The sequence below is a fragment of the Ramlibacter montanisoli genome (genome assembly GCF_013087525.1).
Lineage (GTDB): Bacteria > Pseudomonadota > Gammaproteobacteria > Burkholderiales > Burkholderiaceae_C > Ramlibacter > Ramlibacter montanisoli.
The window spans coordinates 1543702-1558602 of sequence record NZ_JABFCS010000001.1; the positions used below are offsets into that span (position 1 = coordinate 1543702).

Annotated in this window: 12 protein-coding genes and 4 pseudogenes; 5 read left to right on the forward strand and 11 right to left on the reverse strand. The window is 70.6% G+C overall.

Features of this window, described 5'->3' with window-relative positions; genetic code table 11:
* The first annotated feature begins 5 nt into the window (after positions 1–5).
* Together HK415_RS24730 and HK415_RS24735 are read left to right on the forward strand one after the other, a co-directional pair.
* Positions 6–506 carry a glycosyltransferase family 2 protein gene (locus tag HK415_RS24730; RefSeq protein WP_253261807.1) on the forward strand — a complete coding sequence of 167 codons (501 nt, stop codon included), beginning with the start codon at positions 6–8 and terminating at the stop codon, positions 504–506.
* Positions 503–862, forward strand: coding sequence for a glycosyltransferase family protein (locus tag HK415_RS24735; RefSeq protein WP_253261808.1), 360 nt, complete (start codon positions 503–505; stop codon positions 860–862). Before HK415_RS24730 ends, HK415_RS24735 begins: the two co-directional genes overlap by 4 nt.
* Here HK415_RS24735 and HK415_RS07845 read toward each other — a convergent pair.
* Positions 829–1653 (reverse strand): glycosyltransferase family 2 protein, encoded by an 825-nt coding sequence (locus HK415_RS07845; protein WP_171557910.1) that lies wholly within the window; start codon positions 1651–1653, stop codon positions 829–831. The two genes, HK415_RS24735 and HK415_RS07845, sit on opposite strands and share 34 nt — an antisense overlap.
* A complete protein-coding gene (locus HK415_RS07850; RefSeq protein WP_171557912.1) occupies positions 1640–2947 on the reverse strand; it encodes an O-antigen ligase family protein in 1308 nt (435 codons plus the stop codon). The genes HK415_RS07845 and HK415_RS07850 overlap by 14 nt, the downstream gene beginning before the upstream one ends.
* Before the next feature lie 87 nt (positions 2948–3034).
* Between HK415_RS07850 and msbA the strand changes: the two are divergent.
* A pseudogene (gene msbA / locus HK415_RS07855) lies at positions 3035–4841 on the forward strand (lipid A export permease/ATP-binding protein MsbA).
* A gap of 559 nt (positions 4842–5400) precedes the next feature.
* Positions 5401–6003 (forward strand): glycosyltransferase family 9 protein, encoded by a 603-nt coding sequence (locus HK415_RS07860; protein ID WP_253262122.1) that lies wholly within the window; start codon positions 5401–5403, stop codon positions 6001–6003.
* On the opposite strand, the gene HK415_RS07865 is transcribed toward HK415_RS07860, so the two are convergent.
* Both HK415_RS07865 and rng read right to left on the reverse strand, forming a co-directional pair.
* Positions 5914–6510: a methyltransferase domain-containing protein gene (locus HK415_RS07865; RefSeq protein WP_171557917.1), complete on the reverse strand. Its 597-nt coding sequence runs from the start codon at positions 6508–6510 to the stop codon at positions 5914–5916. The two genes, HK415_RS07860 and HK415_RS07865, sit on opposite strands and share 90 nt — an antisense overlap.
* 29 nt (positions 6511–6539) lie before the next feature.
* Positions 6540–8015, reverse strand: coding sequence for a ribonuclease G (rng, locus tag HK415_RS07870; RefSeq protein ID WP_171557919.1), 1476 nt, complete (start codon positions 8013–8015; stop codon positions 6540–6542).
* A gap of 155 nt (positions 8016–8170) precedes the next feature.
* Between rng and HK415_RS07875 the strand changes: the two genes are divergently transcribed.
* Positions 8171–9637, forward strand: a complete 1467-nt coding sequence (locus HK415_RS07875) for a PAS domain-containing protein (protein WP_171557922.1) — start codon at positions 8171–8173, stop codon at positions 9635–9637.
* Here HK415_RS07875 and HK415_RS07880 read toward each other — a convergent pair.
* The 7 genes and pseudogenes from HK415_RS07880 to HK415_RS07910 form a co-directional block, all read right to left on the reverse strand.
* Positions 9570–10178 carry a Maf family protein gene (locus HK415_RS07880; RefSeq protein ID WP_171557924.1) on the reverse strand — a complete coding sequence of 203 codons (609 nt, stop codon included), beginning with the start codon at positions 10176–10178 and terminating at the stop codon, positions 9570–9572. The genes HK415_RS07875 and HK415_RS07880 overlap by 68 nt on opposite strands.
* A pseudogene (gene rlmH / locus HK415_RS07885) lies at positions 10171–10637 on the reverse strand (23S rRNA (pseudouridine(1915)-N(3))-methyltransferase RlmH). Before rlmH ends, HK415_RS07880 begins: the two are co-directional and overlap by 8 nt.
* Before the next feature lie 2 nt (positions 10638–10639).
* On the reverse strand, positions 10640–11359 hold the full coding sequence (gene rsfS / locus HK415_RS07890) for a ribosome silencing factor (protein WP_171557926.1): 720 nt from the start codon (positions 11357–11359) through the stop codon (positions 10640–10642).
* Positions 11359–11958, reverse strand: coding sequence for a nicotinate (nicotinamide) nucleotide adenylyltransferase (nadD, locus tag HK415_RS07895; protein WP_309246621.1), 600 nt, complete (start codon positions 11956–11958; stop codon positions 11359–11361). Before nadD ends, rsfS begins: the two co-directional genes overlap by 1 nt.
* Positions 11955–12870, reverse strand: a pseudogene (hemF, locus tag HK415_RS07900) (oxygen-dependent coproporphyrinogen oxidase). The gene nadD and the pseudogene hemF overlap by 4 nt, the downstream one beginning before the upstream one ends.
* Positions 12871–12872: 2 nt before the next feature.
* Positions 12873–14150 (reverse strand): annotated as a pseudogene (gene purD / locus HK415_RS07905) (phosphoribosylamine--glycine ligase).
* Entirely contained in the window at positions 14147–14872 is a 726-nt protein-coding gene (locus HK415_RS07910) for a YebC/PmpR family DNA-binding transcriptional regulator (RefSeq protein WP_171557929.1), read from the reverse strand. Before HK415_RS07910 ends, purD begins: the two are co-directional and overlap by 4 nt.
* Positions 14873–14901: the final 29 nt, after the last annotated feature.

Consider the following 14901-nt stretch of genomic DNA (forward strand, 5'->3'; position numbering starts at 1 on the left):
AGGGGATGGAACGGAGGGAGCGGAAGGGCGATGCACGGATCATGGAAAATCACCGGATGTCCCGGCCCACACTCTCCGTCGTCATCGCCGCCCGCAACGAAGCGCACCAGATTGCCGAATGCGTCCGCAGCGTCTCCTTCGCCGACGAAGTGATCGTACTTGATTCATCCAGCACGGACGCCACGGAGGCCGTCGCGCGCGAGGCCGGTGCGAAAGTGCATGTAACGGACTGGCCGGGCTATGGAAGGCAGCAGCAGCGCGGCATCGGCCTCGCCACTTCGGACTGGGTGATGTCCCTGGACGCCGACGAACGCGTGAGCGAGGAGCTGGCGCGCGAGGTCCGCGCGGCGATCGAGAACCCGGTGGCCGACGGCTACCGCCTCCCCGGTATTCGAGCTTCTGCGGCCAATTCATCGACCACTGCGGATGGCGCCCGGACTACACCTTGCGGCTGGTGCGGCGCGAGCGCGCCGGCTTCACCGACCACTTCCTGCATGCGCACATGACGGTGGACGGAACGCGGGCGGACCTGCGCTCCCCCATCATCCATTTCAGTTACAGGGACCTGGACGACGTGCTGGAAAAGTTGACGCGCTATTCACGCGGCGCGGCGATCGATGCCAACACCAACGGCCAGCGTTCCTCGCTGGCGCGCGCGCTGGCCAGCGGCTTCTGGTCCTTCGTGAAGACCTATTTCCTGCGCCAGGGCTTCCGCGACGGCCGCATGGGCCTGGTGCTGGCGATCTACAACGCCCAGACCAGCTACTACAAGTACCTGCGGCTGTGGCTGATGCAGCAGCCGGTGGTGCAGGCAGCGCCCTCGGGCGCTCAACCCCACTCGATGGCACCGCCGCGGCAGTAGCCGCGCATGGTCATGCCGTAGCGCGCCAGTTCCTCGGCCTTCCATTCCTTCTGCTGGCGCAAGAGCTTCGCCTTGTCCAGCTTGCGGCGCAGCCAGGACTTGTGCAGCAGGCGGTAGTTGTAGCGGTAGCCCAGGTTGTCCTTCTGGCGCAGGCCGCGCTCCTGCTTCATCGCCGTCTGCGTGATCGAGCCGTAGTGGTGCAGCCACGATGCGCCCGTCGTGCCGCCCGCCACGCCGGCCTTCGCCATCTCGTGGAAGAACATGGTGTCCTCGTACCCAAGCAGCTTGGGGATCGGCTGGAAATAGCCCACGTCCATCCACACCGAGTGGTGCACGGCGAGGCACACCGCATGGCACCAGCCGTGCCGCAGCGCGTCGCGCATGCGGGTGCCGGCGTCGGGCGCGAAGGCCTCGAAGTCGTAGCCCAGCTCGCCCTCCACCAGCGAGGGCGAGATCACCCGCAGGCCGCTGCGCTGGGCCGCGCCGATCAGGTTCTCCACCCAGCCGGGGCTGACCAGCACGTCGTTGTTCATCACGATCGTCCAGTCCGCCTGCAGCGCCAGCGCGCCCTGGTTCCAGGCGACGCCGCAGCCCATGTTGTCGCGGTTCCAGATGCGTCCGCCGAGAGGAACGGTGGCGAGGTAGTCGCGCGTGTCGTCGGGCGAGCCGTTGTCCACCACCACGACGCGATCGAGCGGCGTGCCGTGGCGCACCATGCTGGCTATGCACTGGCGGGTGTAGTCGACCTGGCCATAGCAGGCGAAGGTGATGGCGTAGCTACTCTTGTCCATGGCGGTTCAGGAGGGCGCCGCAGAAGACCGCGGCCATCACGGCGTAGAAGCTCGCCATGAACTTCAGGTCCACGACCTCGGTGCTGAGGCTGCTGACCAGGAGGCAGGTGAAGAAGGCGACGCCCATCGCCGCGTCGGTGCTCTCGCGGCTGCCCTGCTGCCGGATCCCGCGCACGCAGATCGCCAGCGGCACCAGCATCAGCAGCGCGGCCGACACGAGGCCGCCCACGCCGCTGCGCACGGCGCTGCTCACGACCTGATTGTGAAAGGCCGAGGTGAAGCCGCTTTCCACCGCGAACGGCGATGCATAGGGAAAGTCGGCCAGCGTCGCCGGCGCGACGTGCGCCGTGTCGCCGACGCCCGCCCAGGGGTGTTGCGCGAACAGGTCGGCGGCCATCCGCAGGTAGGTGATGCGCAGGCCGACCGAGGTCTCGGGCGCGACGCCCTGCCAGGGGTAGCTGAGGACTTCGCGGACGGTGATGTCCACGCGGTCCGCGATCACCGGCACCAGCAGGTAGGCCGACACGGGCGCGAGCACGGCCAGGCCGATCACGGTGGCGGTCTGCCACTTGCCTCGCCCACCCCAGTGGTGCAGGAGCCAGGCCGTGACCAGCAGCGGGACGGCCGCCCAGCCCGTGCGCGAAAAGGTCAGCAGCGACAGGTAGGCGCCCAGGAAGAAGGCCGCCACCCGCAGCACGATGCCCCAGCGGTCGCCTTCCCGCCAGTCGCGCGGCGTGATCGAGACCAGGCACATCAGGCCGAAGGCCAGCGTGAGGTAGCAGAACACCAGGGGATCGACCGCGTGCGTGGTGACCCGCCGCGCCGGCCAGCGCGGGTCCTGGCCGATGAAGTGCAGGTAGGCCAGCGCCAGCACCAAGGCCACGGGCAGCGCCCACCGCAGCACGCGGCCGACCGGCATGGGCCAGCGCAGCGCGAACAGGAACACCGGGACGGCCAGCAGGAAGCGGCCCGGCGCCTCGAACTGCGGCGGATAGAGGTCGCCGCGCAGCACGGCGGCCACCGTCGTCGCGACGATCGGGCTCACCAGCGTCACCAGCACCAGTGCGGCCCACCGGCGTTCCGCGCGGTCCAGGCGCAGCGGCGGCAACTTCCCGGACAGCAGCAGCGCCGCCGACCCCAGGACGCCGACGAAGAGGACGGCGTTGGTCCAGCGGGGAACGGTCAGCACCAGCAGCGGCGCCAGGCAAAGGAGCAAACCCAGCCAGGAGGCCAGGCGCGCGATCGATGGTGTCATGGCAGGGCCGCGCACTGCCGTCTCGGCGCCCACGCTCATCGCTGGCGGATCACGTTCGCCTGCGGCGGCCGGCCGCGCCAGTCATCGGAGGGTAAGGACATGGAATCTTGGATAATGCGGGCTCGCATGCAGTCCGCCCCGCCTATTGTGCCCGACGCGTCCGCGACCTCCGGCACGGCGCCCGCACCCGATGCAGCGCCGGCGAGCCTGACCGATCGCCTCCGGCGCTTCCTCCCCTACATCAGCCACGTCCGGCGCTACTGGATCGTGGTGGTGGTCGCGACCGTCATCGGCGCCAGCACGGAGCCGGCGGCGCCCGCGCTGCTGCGGCCGCTGCTCGATCGCGGCTTCGGCGCCAGCGCCTTCAATCCCTGGCTGGTGCCCGCGGCGCTGCTGCTGCTGTTCGCGATCCGCGGCGGCGCCGGCTTCATCGCCGACATCGCGCTGGCCAAGATCGCCAACGAGGGCATGTTCATGCTGCGGCGCGCGCTGTTCCAGCGGCTGCTGGACGCGCGGCTGGACATGTTCCGCTCCGAATCGGCGAGTTCGCTGTCCAACAGCATCGTGCACGAGGTGCAGAACGCGATCACCGTGCTGGTGAACGCCCTGACCGGGCTGGTCAAGGACAGCCTGGCCCTGGTCGGCCTGCTGGTGTACCTGCTGTGGATCAACTGGCAGCTCACCCTGATCGTCGGCTTCCTCGGGCCCGCCGTCGCCTGGATCATGCGCACCGCGTCGCGCCGGCTGCACCGGCTGGCCAAGAGCAGCCAGGCCGCCACCATCGAGATCGCCTATTCGGTGGAAGAGAACGTGCTGGCCAACCGCATGGTGCGTCTGCACGGCGCCGGGCCGTCCCAGGCGAAGCGCTTCGAGGCCCTGAGCCTGGGCGCTGCGCCGGCTGGCCATGAAATCCTCGGTGGCGCAGGCGGCCATCACGCCCGTGATGCACATGCTGGCGGCCGCGGCGCTGTCGGTCGTGATCGTGATCGCGCTGTGGCAAACCGAACGCGGCATGACGGTGGGCACCTTCGCCTCCTTCGTGGCGGCGCTGCTGATGCTGATCGCGCCGGTCAAGCGGCTGTCGGAAGCCACCGGCCCGATCACGCGCTCGCTCGCGGTGCTGGAACGCTCCTTCGACCTGGTGGAGCACACGCCCGCCGAACAGGGCGGCACGCACGACCCGGGGCGCGCCTCGGGCCGGATCGAGTTCCGGGACCTCAGCGTGCGCTACCCCGGCGCAAGCGCTGCGGCGCTGGAACACTTCACGCTGGACGTGGTCCCCGGCCAGACGATCGCCCTGGTCGGGCCTTCGGGCTCGGGCAAGACGACGCTGGCCAACGTGCTGCCCCGCTTCGTGGAGCCGACCTCGGGCCTGGTGCGCCTGGACGGCCACGAGCTGCGCGACTGGGACCTCGCGGCGCTGCGCCGCCAGTTCGCCATGGTGAGCCAGGAAGTCGTGATGTTCAACGACAGCCTGGCGGCCAACGTGGCGCTGGGCGCGGACATCGACCGCGCGCGCGTGCAGCGGGCCCTGGAGGCGGCCAACCTGGCCGACGTCGTCGCCGCCCTGCCCCAGGGCATGGACACCCGCGTGGGGCACAACGCCACGGCCCTGTCCGGCGGCCAGCGGCAGCGACTGGCCATCGCCCGCGCCCTGTACAAGGACGCGCCTGTGCTGATCCTCGACGAGGCGACCTCGGCGCTGGACAACGAGTCGGAGCGGCTGGTGCAGGAGGCGCTGCGCCGCCTGATGGCGGGCCGCACCAGCATCATCATCGCCCACCGGCTCTCCACGATCGAACACGCGGACCGCATCGCGGTCCTGGACCACGGCCGCCTGGCCGAATTCGGCTCGCCCGCCGAACTGCTGGCCCGCGGCGGCCTGTACGCGCGGCTGCATGCCCTGGGCGGAGGCGCGGGCCCGGAGCTGTGATGCCGCCGCCCGTGCGCTCCGTGCTGGTCATCGTCACGCGCCAGATCGGCGACGTCCTGCTGACCACGCCCCTGGTGCGGCAGGCGCGCCGCACCTGGCCGGACGCGGCCATCGACGTCCTGGGATTCGAAGGCACGCTGGGCATGCTGCGCGGCAACCCCGACGTGCGCGAGCTGATCGCCACGCCGGCGCGCCTGGGCGCCGGCGGCGCATGGCGGCTGGCACGGCGCCTGTGGCGGCGCTACGACCTGGCCCTCATCGCGGAAGCCAGCGACCGCGCGCACCTGATGGGCGCGCTGGCCGCCGGGCGCCGCGCCGGCATCCTGCCCGCGCAGGGTTCCAGCAACTGGTGGAAGCGCCGCCTGCTGGAGCACGCGGTGACGGCGACCGGCGACCTCGGCGAGGTGCACGTGGTGGAGGAGAAGCTGCGCCTGCTGTCGCCCTGGCAGGATGCGGCGACGGCCGCCCCCGCGCAGCTGGTCGCGCCGCCCTCCGAAGCCCTGCCCCCGAGCTGTCGGCGCGGCTCGCGCGCCGCTACGTGGTCGTGCACACGCCCTCCATGTGGCCGTACAAGGAATGGCCCGAGGAGCACTTCCGGTCCTTGCTCCGGCAGCTCGCCGGCGCGGGCCACCAGCTCGTGCTCACGCGCGGCCCGGGCGATGCCGACCGGCAACGCGTCGCGGCGATGGCGGACGCGGCGCCGGCGACGCAGCTGGTGGATGCGGGCGTGCTCGGCTTCGGCCAGCTGGCCGGCCTGCTGCGCGGGGCCGCGCTCTACATCGGGCCCGACACTTCGGTGTCGCACCTCGCGGCCGCCTGCGGCACGCGCGTGCTGGTGATCTTCGGGCCGACCAATCCGCAGCGCTGGGCGCCCTGGCCGGCCGGCACGCAGGAAGTGCGCTTCGTGCGCCGCGCGGAAATGCAGCAGGCCGGCAGCGTCACCTTGCTGCAGGCGAACCTGGACTGCGTGCCCTGCGGCAAGGCCGGCTGCGAGGACCATCGCCTGAGCCCGACGCTCTGCCTGCCCGCCATCCGCCCGGAACGGGTCGCGGCGGAAGCGCTGCGGCTGCTGTCACTTGACGGCCGTGAACTCCCACAGCAGGTGGGTGACGTCGCCGCGCCGCGCGCGGTTCCAGCGCCGCAGGTCGTGCCGCCAGCCTGAGTGCATCGGCTCGTAGACGCCGCGCGGCGAGTGGCGGATCACCCGCACCGTGGCGAAGCGGCCGACGAAGCCGTACATCCGGGCCGCCAGCGCCGGCTGCGTGAAGTACTCGTGCGAGCTGATGGTCAGGAAGTTGACGTGCGTCGGGTCCTGGAAGGCCTGCTCCGAGGGATAGCAGGGCATGGAGGCATAGAGCAGCCCGCCCGGCTTGAGCACGCGCCAGACCTCGTTCATGAGCTCGATGAAGGGAAAGCGGGTGGAGCGCCCGTCGGCCGTCAGCAGCACGCGCGGGACGTGCTCGAAGAAGTCGTAGGCGGACACCGAGTCGAAGCTGGCGTCCTCGTAGGGGATGGGCTCGATCGCCAGGTTGGCCCGCCGGATCTCGCAGGCGCCGGCCTGCGCGGGCACGACGATGTCGACGCCGCACAGCTGGTCGCGGCCGTACGGATTGCGCGGTGTTTCCCCGCACCCGAGGTCCAGGTGCCGGGTGGGTTCACTCTTGGCCATGCCGCCGGATCATACCGGCGGTCACTACCTCACAGCAAAACGATGTCGTACTGCTCTTGCCCCATCGCGCTTTCGCTCTGCAGGGAAATCGGCTTGCCGATGAAGTCCGACAGGCCGGCCAGGTGCTGGCTCTCCTCGTCCAGGAACAGCTCGATCACCTTGGGCGCGGCGATCACGCGGTACTCGCGCGGGTCGAACTGGCGCGCCTCGCGCAGGATCTCGCGCAGGATGTCGTAGGCCACCGTGCGCGGCGTGCGCACCGTGCCCTTGCCCTGGCAGATCGGGCAGGGCTCGCACAGCATGTGCGCCAGCGACTCGCGCGTGCGCTTGCGCGTCATCTCCACCAGGCCCAGCTGCGAGAAGCCGCCCGACATGGTCTTCACCCGGTCGCGCGCCAGCTGCTTGCGGAACTCCGCCAGCACCGCGTCGCGGTGGTCCTCGCGCTGCATGTCGATGAAGTCGACGATGATGATGCCACCCAGGTTGCGCAGCCGCAGCTGGCGCGCGATGGCCTGCGCGGCCTCCAGGTTGGTCTTGAAGATGGTGTCGTCGAAGTTGCGCGCGCCGACGAAGCCACCGGTGTTGACGTCGACGGTGGTCAGCGCCTCGGTCTGGTCGACGATCAGGTAGCCGCCGGACTTCAGGTCCACCCGCCGCCCGAGCGCCCGGGCGATCTCCTCGTCGACCGAATACAGGTCGAAGATGGGCCGCTCGCCCTTGTACAGCTGCAGCCGCCCGGCCGCGGCCGGCATGAACTCCTGCCCGAAGGCCTGCAAGAGGCCGAACTGCTCCTTCGAGTCGATGCGGATGGTCTGCGTTTCCTCGGTCACCAGGTCGCGCAGCACCCGCTGCAGCAGGTTCAGGTCCTGGTGCAGCAGGGACGGCGGCGGCAGGCGCGTGGCCGACTCGCGGATGCGCGTCCAGGTCTTGCGCAGGTACGCGATGTCCTCCGCCAGCTCCTCGTCGGTCGCTTCCTCGCCGTTGGTGCGCAGGATGAAGCCGCCGCCGGCGCTGCCCACCAGCTTGTTCAGGCGCCGCCGCAGGGCGTCGCGCTGGTCCTGCGGGATCTTCTGGGACACGCCCACGTGGTCGTCCTGCGGCAGGAACACCAGCAGCCGCCCGGCGATGCTGACCTGCGTGGACAGGCGCGCGCCCTTGGTGCCGATCGGGTCCTTGATCACCTGCACCATCAGCGCCTGGCCCTCGAACACCTGCTTTTCGATGGGCACCTGCGGCTGGCCGTTGCGCGCCACGGCCGGCGGCTCGCCTTCCGGCTGGCGCTGCCAGACGTCGGCCACGTGCAGGAAGGCGGCGCGCTCCAGGCCCATGTCGATGAAGGCCGACTGCATGCCGGGCAGCACCCGCGCCACCTTGCCCAGGTAGATGTTGCCCACCAGGCCGCGCTCCAGCGTGCGCTCCACGTGCAGCTCCTGCACGGCGCCGTTCTCGACGATCGCGACGCGGGTCTCCTGCGGTGACCAGTTGACCAGGATGTCCTGCTGCATGTGGGGGAAAGCATAACCCAGCGGCCCCGCGAACGCGGCCTCGCTGCTAGAGTGGGCGACAGCGGCCGTAACGGCGCGGCCGCCTTTACCCCGGTAGCACCACTCCCCATGAACGATACCCCCGGCTGCCCGATTTCCTCGAGGGCGGCGGCGCCATGGGCGAGCGGATCCGCGCTTTCGACTGGCACTCCCATCCGCTGGGCTTGCCGGCCCAGTGGCCGCCGGCGCTGCGCATGGCGATCAGCCTGTGCCTGCATTCCAGCTTCCCCACCGCGATCTACTGGGGGCCGGACTTCCACCTCCTCTACAACGACGCCTGGGCGCCGATCCCGGCGGAGAAGCACCCGCAGGTGCTCGGCAAGCCGGCGCGCGAGGCCTGGCCGGACATCTGGGACATCGTCGGGCCCCAGTTCCAGCAGGTGTTCGACACCGGCGACGGGATGGCGGTCTACGAGCAGATGCTGCCCATGGTGCGCGGCGGCCTGCCGCGCGAGACCTGGTGGAACTACAGCCTGACGGCGATCCGGCAGGCGGACCACAGCATCGGCGGCATCTTCAACCAGGGCAACGACATCACCGACGTGGTCCACGCACGGCGCGAGCGCCAGCTGGAGATCGACCGCTGGCGCGAGCTGTTCCGGCAGGCGCCGGCGCCGGTGGCCCTGCTGCGCGGCCCGAAGCACGTCTTCGAGTTCATCAACGATGCCTACCGCCAGCTGGTCGGCGGCCGCGACCTGGTGGGCAAGCCGGTGGCCGAGGCGCTGCCGGAAATCATCGCCCAGGGTTTCGTGGACCTGCTGGACGGCGTGTACCGCAGCGGCGAGGCCTACCTGGGCAGCTCGGCCGCGGTGAAGCTGCAGCGGCGGCCCGGCCAGCCGGCGGAAGACTGCGTCGTCGACTTCGTCTACCAGCCGGTGCGCAACGGCGGCGGCGAGGTGGACGGGATCTTCGTGCTGGTCACCGACGTGACCGACCGGGCGCGGGCCGAGGCGGCGCTGCGGCTGTCCAACTGGCAGCTGGGCGAGGAACGCGCGCGGCTCGCCTCGCTGATCGAGGCGGAGCAGCGGGCGCAGAAGGCCTTGCGCCTGTTCAACGAGACGCTGGAAGCGCACGTGAAGAAGCGGACCGAGCAGCTGAGCGAGGCGCTGCGCCGGCAGCAGGTCGCGGCCGACCGGCTGCGCGCCACCTTCGAGACGCAGATGATCTACCAGGGCTTCGTGGAATGCGACGGCACCCTGCGCGACACCAACGGTGCGTCGCTCGCGGCCATCGGCGCGCGGCTGGCGGACGTCGTGGGGCGGCCGTTCTGGGACACGCCCTGGTTCACCGGCACGCCGGGCGCGCCGCAGGCGATCCGCCAGGCCGTGGAGGCCGCCGCCGGCGGGCTGCCGGTGCAGATGCCCCTGACGCTGGAGCTGCCGGTCGGCCGCCGCCAGCTGCACGTCTCGCTGCGCCCCGCCGCCAACGAGCGCGGGGAGATCGTGGGCATCGTGCCGGAGGCGATCGACGTCACCGAATGGACGGCCGCCGCGCAGTCCATCCTGCTGGCCGACGTCAGGGCGCCGTCCGCACGCCTGCCGATCGCAGCAGCCGCGCCGTCTCGTGCAGCGGAAGTCCCATGATGCCGGTGTAGGAGCCGGCGATGCGGGCGATGTGCGCCGCCGCCCTGCCCTGCACCGCATAGGCGCCGGCCTTGCCCATGGGTTCGCCGCTGGCGACGTAGGCGCGGATCTGCGCCGGCGACATCGCTTCGAAGGTCACGCGTGAATCGCTGAGGGCGGCCAGGCGCTTGCGTCCCGCCTGCACCGCCACCGCCGTCAGCACGCGGTGCGTGTGGCCGGCGAGCTCGCGCAGCATGCGCGCCGCGTCGGCGGCATCGGCGGGCTTGCCGTAGATGGTGCGGCCCAGCGCCACCGTCGTATCGGAACAGAGCACCGGCGCCGCGGGCAGGCCGCGCCGCTGCAAACGCGCCAACGCCGCATCGAGCTTCAGGCCGGTGACGCGCCGCACGTAGGCCGCGGGCGCTTCGCCGGGCTGCTCGTGCTCCAGCGCTTCGCTGTCCTCGCCCTCGTCGGGCAGCAGCAGTTCGTAGCGCACGCCGAGTTGTTCCAGCAGCTGGCGCCGGCGCGGGCTCTGCGATGCGAGGTAGACGAACTCACTCACGGTGGTAAGGGTGGCCGGCGTTGATGGACCAGCCGCGATAGAGCTGCTCGGCCAGCAGCACGCGCACCATGGCGTGCGGCAGCGTCAGGTCGGACAGGCGGATGCGTTCGTGCGCCGCCTGGCGGAAGGCGGGATCGAGGCCGTCCGGCCCGCCGATCACCAGCGCCACGACGTCGTTCTCCAGCTGCCAGTCCTTCAGCTTCGCGGCCAGGGCGACGGTGGTGAGCTGCGTGCCGCGCTCGTCCAGCGCCACGACACGCGCCCCTTTCGGGATCGCCGCCTCGATGCGCTCGCGCTCCGCCGCCAGCAGCGCCGGCAGCGTCTTCGAGGCGCGGGGTTCGGTCTTGACCGCCTTGAGCTCCAGCCGCATCTCCGGGGGAAGCGCTTGGCGTAGTCCTCCCAGGCGGCCTGCGCCCAGTCAGGCACGCGCTGGCCGACGGCCACCACCAGCAGGCGCATGCTCAGCGCCGGCTGGGCGACTTCTTGCCGGGAGCCTTCTTGGCCGGGGCGCTCCGGGACGGCGCGCTCCGGGCGGGGGCACTTCTGGCCGGGGCGCTGCGGGCCGGTGCGCTCTTCGAGGCCGCCCCGCGTGCGGGCGCCTTCTTCGCCGGCGCCTTCAGCGCGGCCTGGCCGGCCGCCGAGCGCGCGGTGTTCCTGGCGCTGGTCTTCTTCGCCGCCGTCTTCTTGGCGGCCTTCTTCGCGGCGCTCGCCTCGCGCTCCATGGTCTTCACGGCGGTGCTGCGGCGCAGGGACGGGCTGGCCGCCTTCTTCGCCACGGGAGCGGGCGCGCGTTCGGGCATCGCGGGCTTGGGCGCGCCCAGGCGCAGCCGGATCGGCTTCTCGCCCCAGATCTCTTCCAGGTGGTAGTACTGGCGGATCGCGGGCTGCATGATGTGGGCCACCGCGGCGCCGCAGTCCACGATGATCCACTCACCGTTGTCCTCGCCCTCGATGCGCGGCTTGGGGAAGCCCGCTTCGCGCACCGCGTCCACCACGCTGGAGGCCAGCGCCTTGGTCTGCCGGTTCGAGGTGCCGGAGGCCACGATCACGCGCTCGAACAAGGGGGACAGGTGCTCGGTGTTGAAGACCTGGATGTCCTGGCCTTTCACGTCTTCGAGGCCATCGACGATGGCCCTCTGGAGTTTCTGCGTGTCCTTCTTCGCGGCGGTTTCTGTCGTCATCAGGTGGGTTGGTAGAGGTCGTGGGATTCAATATAACTGGCAACGGCTGGCTCAACCAGTTCGGTGATGTCCTGCCCCGCTGTCAGCCGGGCTCGGATCTCGGTGGCGCTTTCGGGCATCTGCGGCAGCTGCAGCGTCTCCAGGCGCACGCCGGGCAGCGCGCGCAGGGCGGCCACGCCCTCGCCCGTGCCGCGGCCGGCCACGCAGAGCACGGCCAGCCGCGCGATCTCCTGCCAGTCGCGCCAGCTGGTGAAGCTGGCCGCCTGGTCTTCGCCCATCAGCAGGTGCAGGCGGGCGCCGGGGTGCTGGGCCTGCAGCTCGCGCAGGGTGTCCACGCTGTAGGTGGCGCCGGCGCGCCTGAGCTCGCGGTCGTCCACTTGCACCTGCGGCAGGCCGGCGAAGGCCAGCTGCGTCATCGCCAGGCGCTGGGCGGCCGGCGTCAGCGTGCGCGCCTTGTGCCAGGCATTGCCGGTGGGAAAGACGTACAGCCGGTCCAGCGGCAGCTGGTCGATGGCCACCCGGGCGAGCGCGACATGGGCACGGTGCGGCGGATCGAAGGCGCCCCCGAACATGCCCACCCGTGCCGGGGCGTGGCTCAAACCCAGTCCTTGCGAACCAGGAAGCGCTGCAGCAGCTCCTCCTCGCGCGAGCCCGGCTTGGGCTGGTGCTGGTAGGCCCAGGCGGCGTGCGGCGGCATCGACATCAGGATCGACTCGGTGCGGCCGCCGGACTGCAGGCCGAAATGCGTGCCGCGGTCCCACACCAGGTTGAATTCGACGTAGCGGCCACGGCGCAGCAGCTGCCATTCGCGCTCCCACGGGGTGTAGGGACTGTCCTTGCGGCGCTTGAGCACCGGCAGGTAGGCGTCCAGGAAATGGTCGCCGACCGACTGCACCAAGGCAAAGCTGCGGTCGAAGCCGTCCTCGAAGTAGTCGTCGAAGAAGATGCCGCCGATGCCGCGCGGCTCGTTGCGGTGCTTCAGGAAGAAATACTCGTCGCACCACTGCTTGAAGCGCGGGTACTTGTCCGCGCCGAAGCGCTGCAGCGCTTCCCGGCACACGCCGTGGAAGTGGACGGCGTCTTCCTCATAGCCGTAGTAGGGCGTGAGGTCCATGCCGCCGCCGAACCAGTACACCGCCGGCGCGTTCGCGGGCAGCGCGGCCAGCATGCGCACGTTCATGTGCACCGTGGGCGCGAAGGGGTTGCGCGGGTGGAACACCAGCGACACGCCCATGGCCTCGAAGGAGGCGCCGACCAGCTCGGGCCGGTGCTGCGTCGCCGAGGGCGGCAACTTGGGCCCGCGCACGTGCGAGAAGCCGACGCCGGCGCGCTCGAACACGTTGCCCTCTTCCAGGATCATCGTGACGCCTTCGCCCTGCAGCGGCTCGCCCGGCTCCTTCTTCCATGCGTCGGCCCGGAAGGGCTTGCCGTCCAGCTCTGCTGGCGGCCTCGGCGATGCGCTGCTGCAGGCCCGTGAGCCAGCCGCGCACGGCGGTGATCCCGGACTCCATCGCTAGCCTTTCACGGCGCGGTGGCCGATGTCGCGCCGGTACTGCGCGCCTTCGAAGGAGATGCCGCGCAGCAGTTCGTAGGCGTGCATCTGGGCGGCCTTCACCGTGCTGGCGAGCGTCGTGACGCACAGCACGCGGCCGCCCGAGGTCACGGTGTGGCCGTCCTGGGCGGTGGTGCCGGCGTGGAACACCATGGACTCCTCGGTCTCCTTGGGCAGGCCGCTGATCACGTCCCCTTGCGCGGGTCCATGGGATAGCCGCCCGCGGCCACCACCACGCCGAGTGCGACGCGCCGGTCCCATTCGAGGTCCACCTGGTCCAGGCCACCGGAGGTCGCCGCCAGCATCACGTCGAACAGGTCGGACTTCAGCCGCATCATGATCGGCTGCGTCTCCGGGTCGCCCATGCGGCAGTTGAACTCCAGCGTCTTCACCTGCCCGTCCCTGGTGATCATGAGGCCGGCGTAGAGGAAGCCGGTGTACGGGATGCCGTCCTTCTCCATGCCGCGGATGGTGGGCAGGATGATCTCGCGCATGGCCCGCGCGTGCACCTCGGGGTCACCACCGGCGCCGGCGAATACGCCCCCATGCCTCCCGTGTTGGGCCCCTGGTCGCCATCGAGCAGGCGCTTGTGGTCCTGGCTGGTGGCCAGGGCGGTGACGTTCTTGCCGTCGCACAGGACGATGAAGCTCGCTTCCTCGCCCTGCAGGAACTCCTCGATCACCACCCGCGCGCCGCCCGCGTTGTGCGTCACGCCCAGCTTGTTGTCCAGGAGCATGAAGTCGATCGCCTCGTGCGCCTCGGCCGGCGTCATCGCCACCACGACGCCCTTGCCCGCGGCCAGGCCGTCGGCCTTCACCACGATGGGCGCGCCCTTGCGGTCCACGTAGGCATGCGCCTGCGCGGCGTCGGTGAAGGTCTCGTATTCCGCCGTCGGGATCTTGTGGCGCACCATGAAGGCCTTGGAGAAGGCCTTGGAGCTTTCCAGCTGCGCGGCCGCCTGCGTGGGCCCGAAGATGCGCAGCCCGTGGGCGCGGAAGTCGTCCACCACGCCGGCCGCCAGGGGGCTTCCGGGCCGACGACGGTCAGCGCGATCTTCTGCTTGAGCGCCCAGTCGCGCAGCTGCCGCAGGTCGGTGATCGGCACGTTCTCCAGCCGGGCGTCGAGCGCGGTGCCGCCGTTTCCGGGCGCGACGTAGACCGCCTGCACCTTGGGCGACTGCGCCAGCTTCCAGGCCAGCGCGTGCTCGCGGCCGCCGCCGCCGATGACGAGGACCTTCACTCGGTGATTTCCGCGTTGTGATACACGTTCTGGACGTCGTCCAGGTCTTCGAGCATGTCGATGATCTTCTGCATCCGCGCGGCGTCCTCGCCGGCCAGCGGAATGGTGTTTTCGGGCCGCATCGTCACTTCGGCCACTTCCGGCTTCAGGCCGGCGGCTTCCAATGCATTCTTCACCGCCTCGAAGTCGCCCTGGGCGGTGATCACCTCGATGGCGCCGTCCTCGTCGGCGATGACGTCTTCCGCGCCGGCTTCCAGCGCGACTTCCATCACCTTGTCCTCGCTGGTGCCCGGCGCCAGGATCAGCTGGCCGCAATGGCGGAACTGGAAGGCCACCGAGCCTTCGGTGCCCATGTTGCCGCCGTACTTGCTGAACACGTGGCGCACCTCGGCCACCGTGCGCACCCGGTTGTCGGTCATGGTGTCGACGATGATCGCCGCGCCGCCGATGCCGTAACCCTCGTACCGGATCTCCTCGTAGTTCACGCCCTCGAGGTTGCCGGTGGCCTTGTCGATGTTGCGCTTGATGGTGTCGGCGGGCATGTTGGCCGCCTTGGCCTTGTCCACCGCCAGGCGCAGCCGCGGGTTGGCGGACAGGTCGCCGCCGCCCTGGCGGGCCGCGACCATGATTTCACGGATGACCCGCGTCCAGACCTTGCCCCGCTTCTCGTCCTGGCGCCCCTTGCGGTGCTGGATGTTCGCCCATTTGCTGTGACCGGCCACGGATTCGTCCTTGTTGTCTTCTGAGTTAC

Coding starts and splice junctions, on each gene's coding strand:
- rsfS (WP_171557926.1), bottom strand. CDS start 11,359: ATGACGACAGAAACCGCCGCGAAGAAGGACACGCAGAAACTCCAGAGG.
- HK415_RS07845 (WP_171557910.1), bottom strand. CDS start 1,653: ATGGACAAGAGTAGCTACGCCATCACCTTCGCCTGCTATGGCCAGGTC.
- HK415_RS24730 (WP_253261807.1), top strand. CDS start 6: ATGGAACGGAGGGAGCGGAAGGGCGATGCACGGATCATGGAAAATCAC.
- HK415_RS07850 (WP_171557912.1), bottom strand. CDS start 2,947: ATGAGCGTGGGCGCCGAGACGGCAGTGCGCGGCCCTGCCATGACACCA.
- HK415_RS24735 (WP_253261808.1), top strand. CDS start 503: ATGACGGTGGACGGAACGCGGGCGGACCTGCGCTCCCCCATCATCCAT.
- HK415_RS07875 (WP_171557922.1), top strand. CDS start 8,171: ATGGGCGAGCGGATCCGCGCTTTCGACTGGCACTCCCATCCGCTGGGC.
- HK415_RS07865 (WP_171557917.1), bottom strand. CDS start 6,510: ATGGCCAAGAGTGAACCCACCCGGCACCTGGACCTCGGGTGCGGGGAA.
- rng (WP_171557919.1), bottom strand. CDS start 8,015: ATGCAGCAGGACATCCTGGTCAACTGGTCACCGCAGGAGACCCGCGTC.
- HK415_RS07860 (WP_253262122.1), top strand. CDS start 5,401: ATGTGGCCGTACAAGGAATGGCCCGAGGAGCACTTCCGGTCCTTGCTC.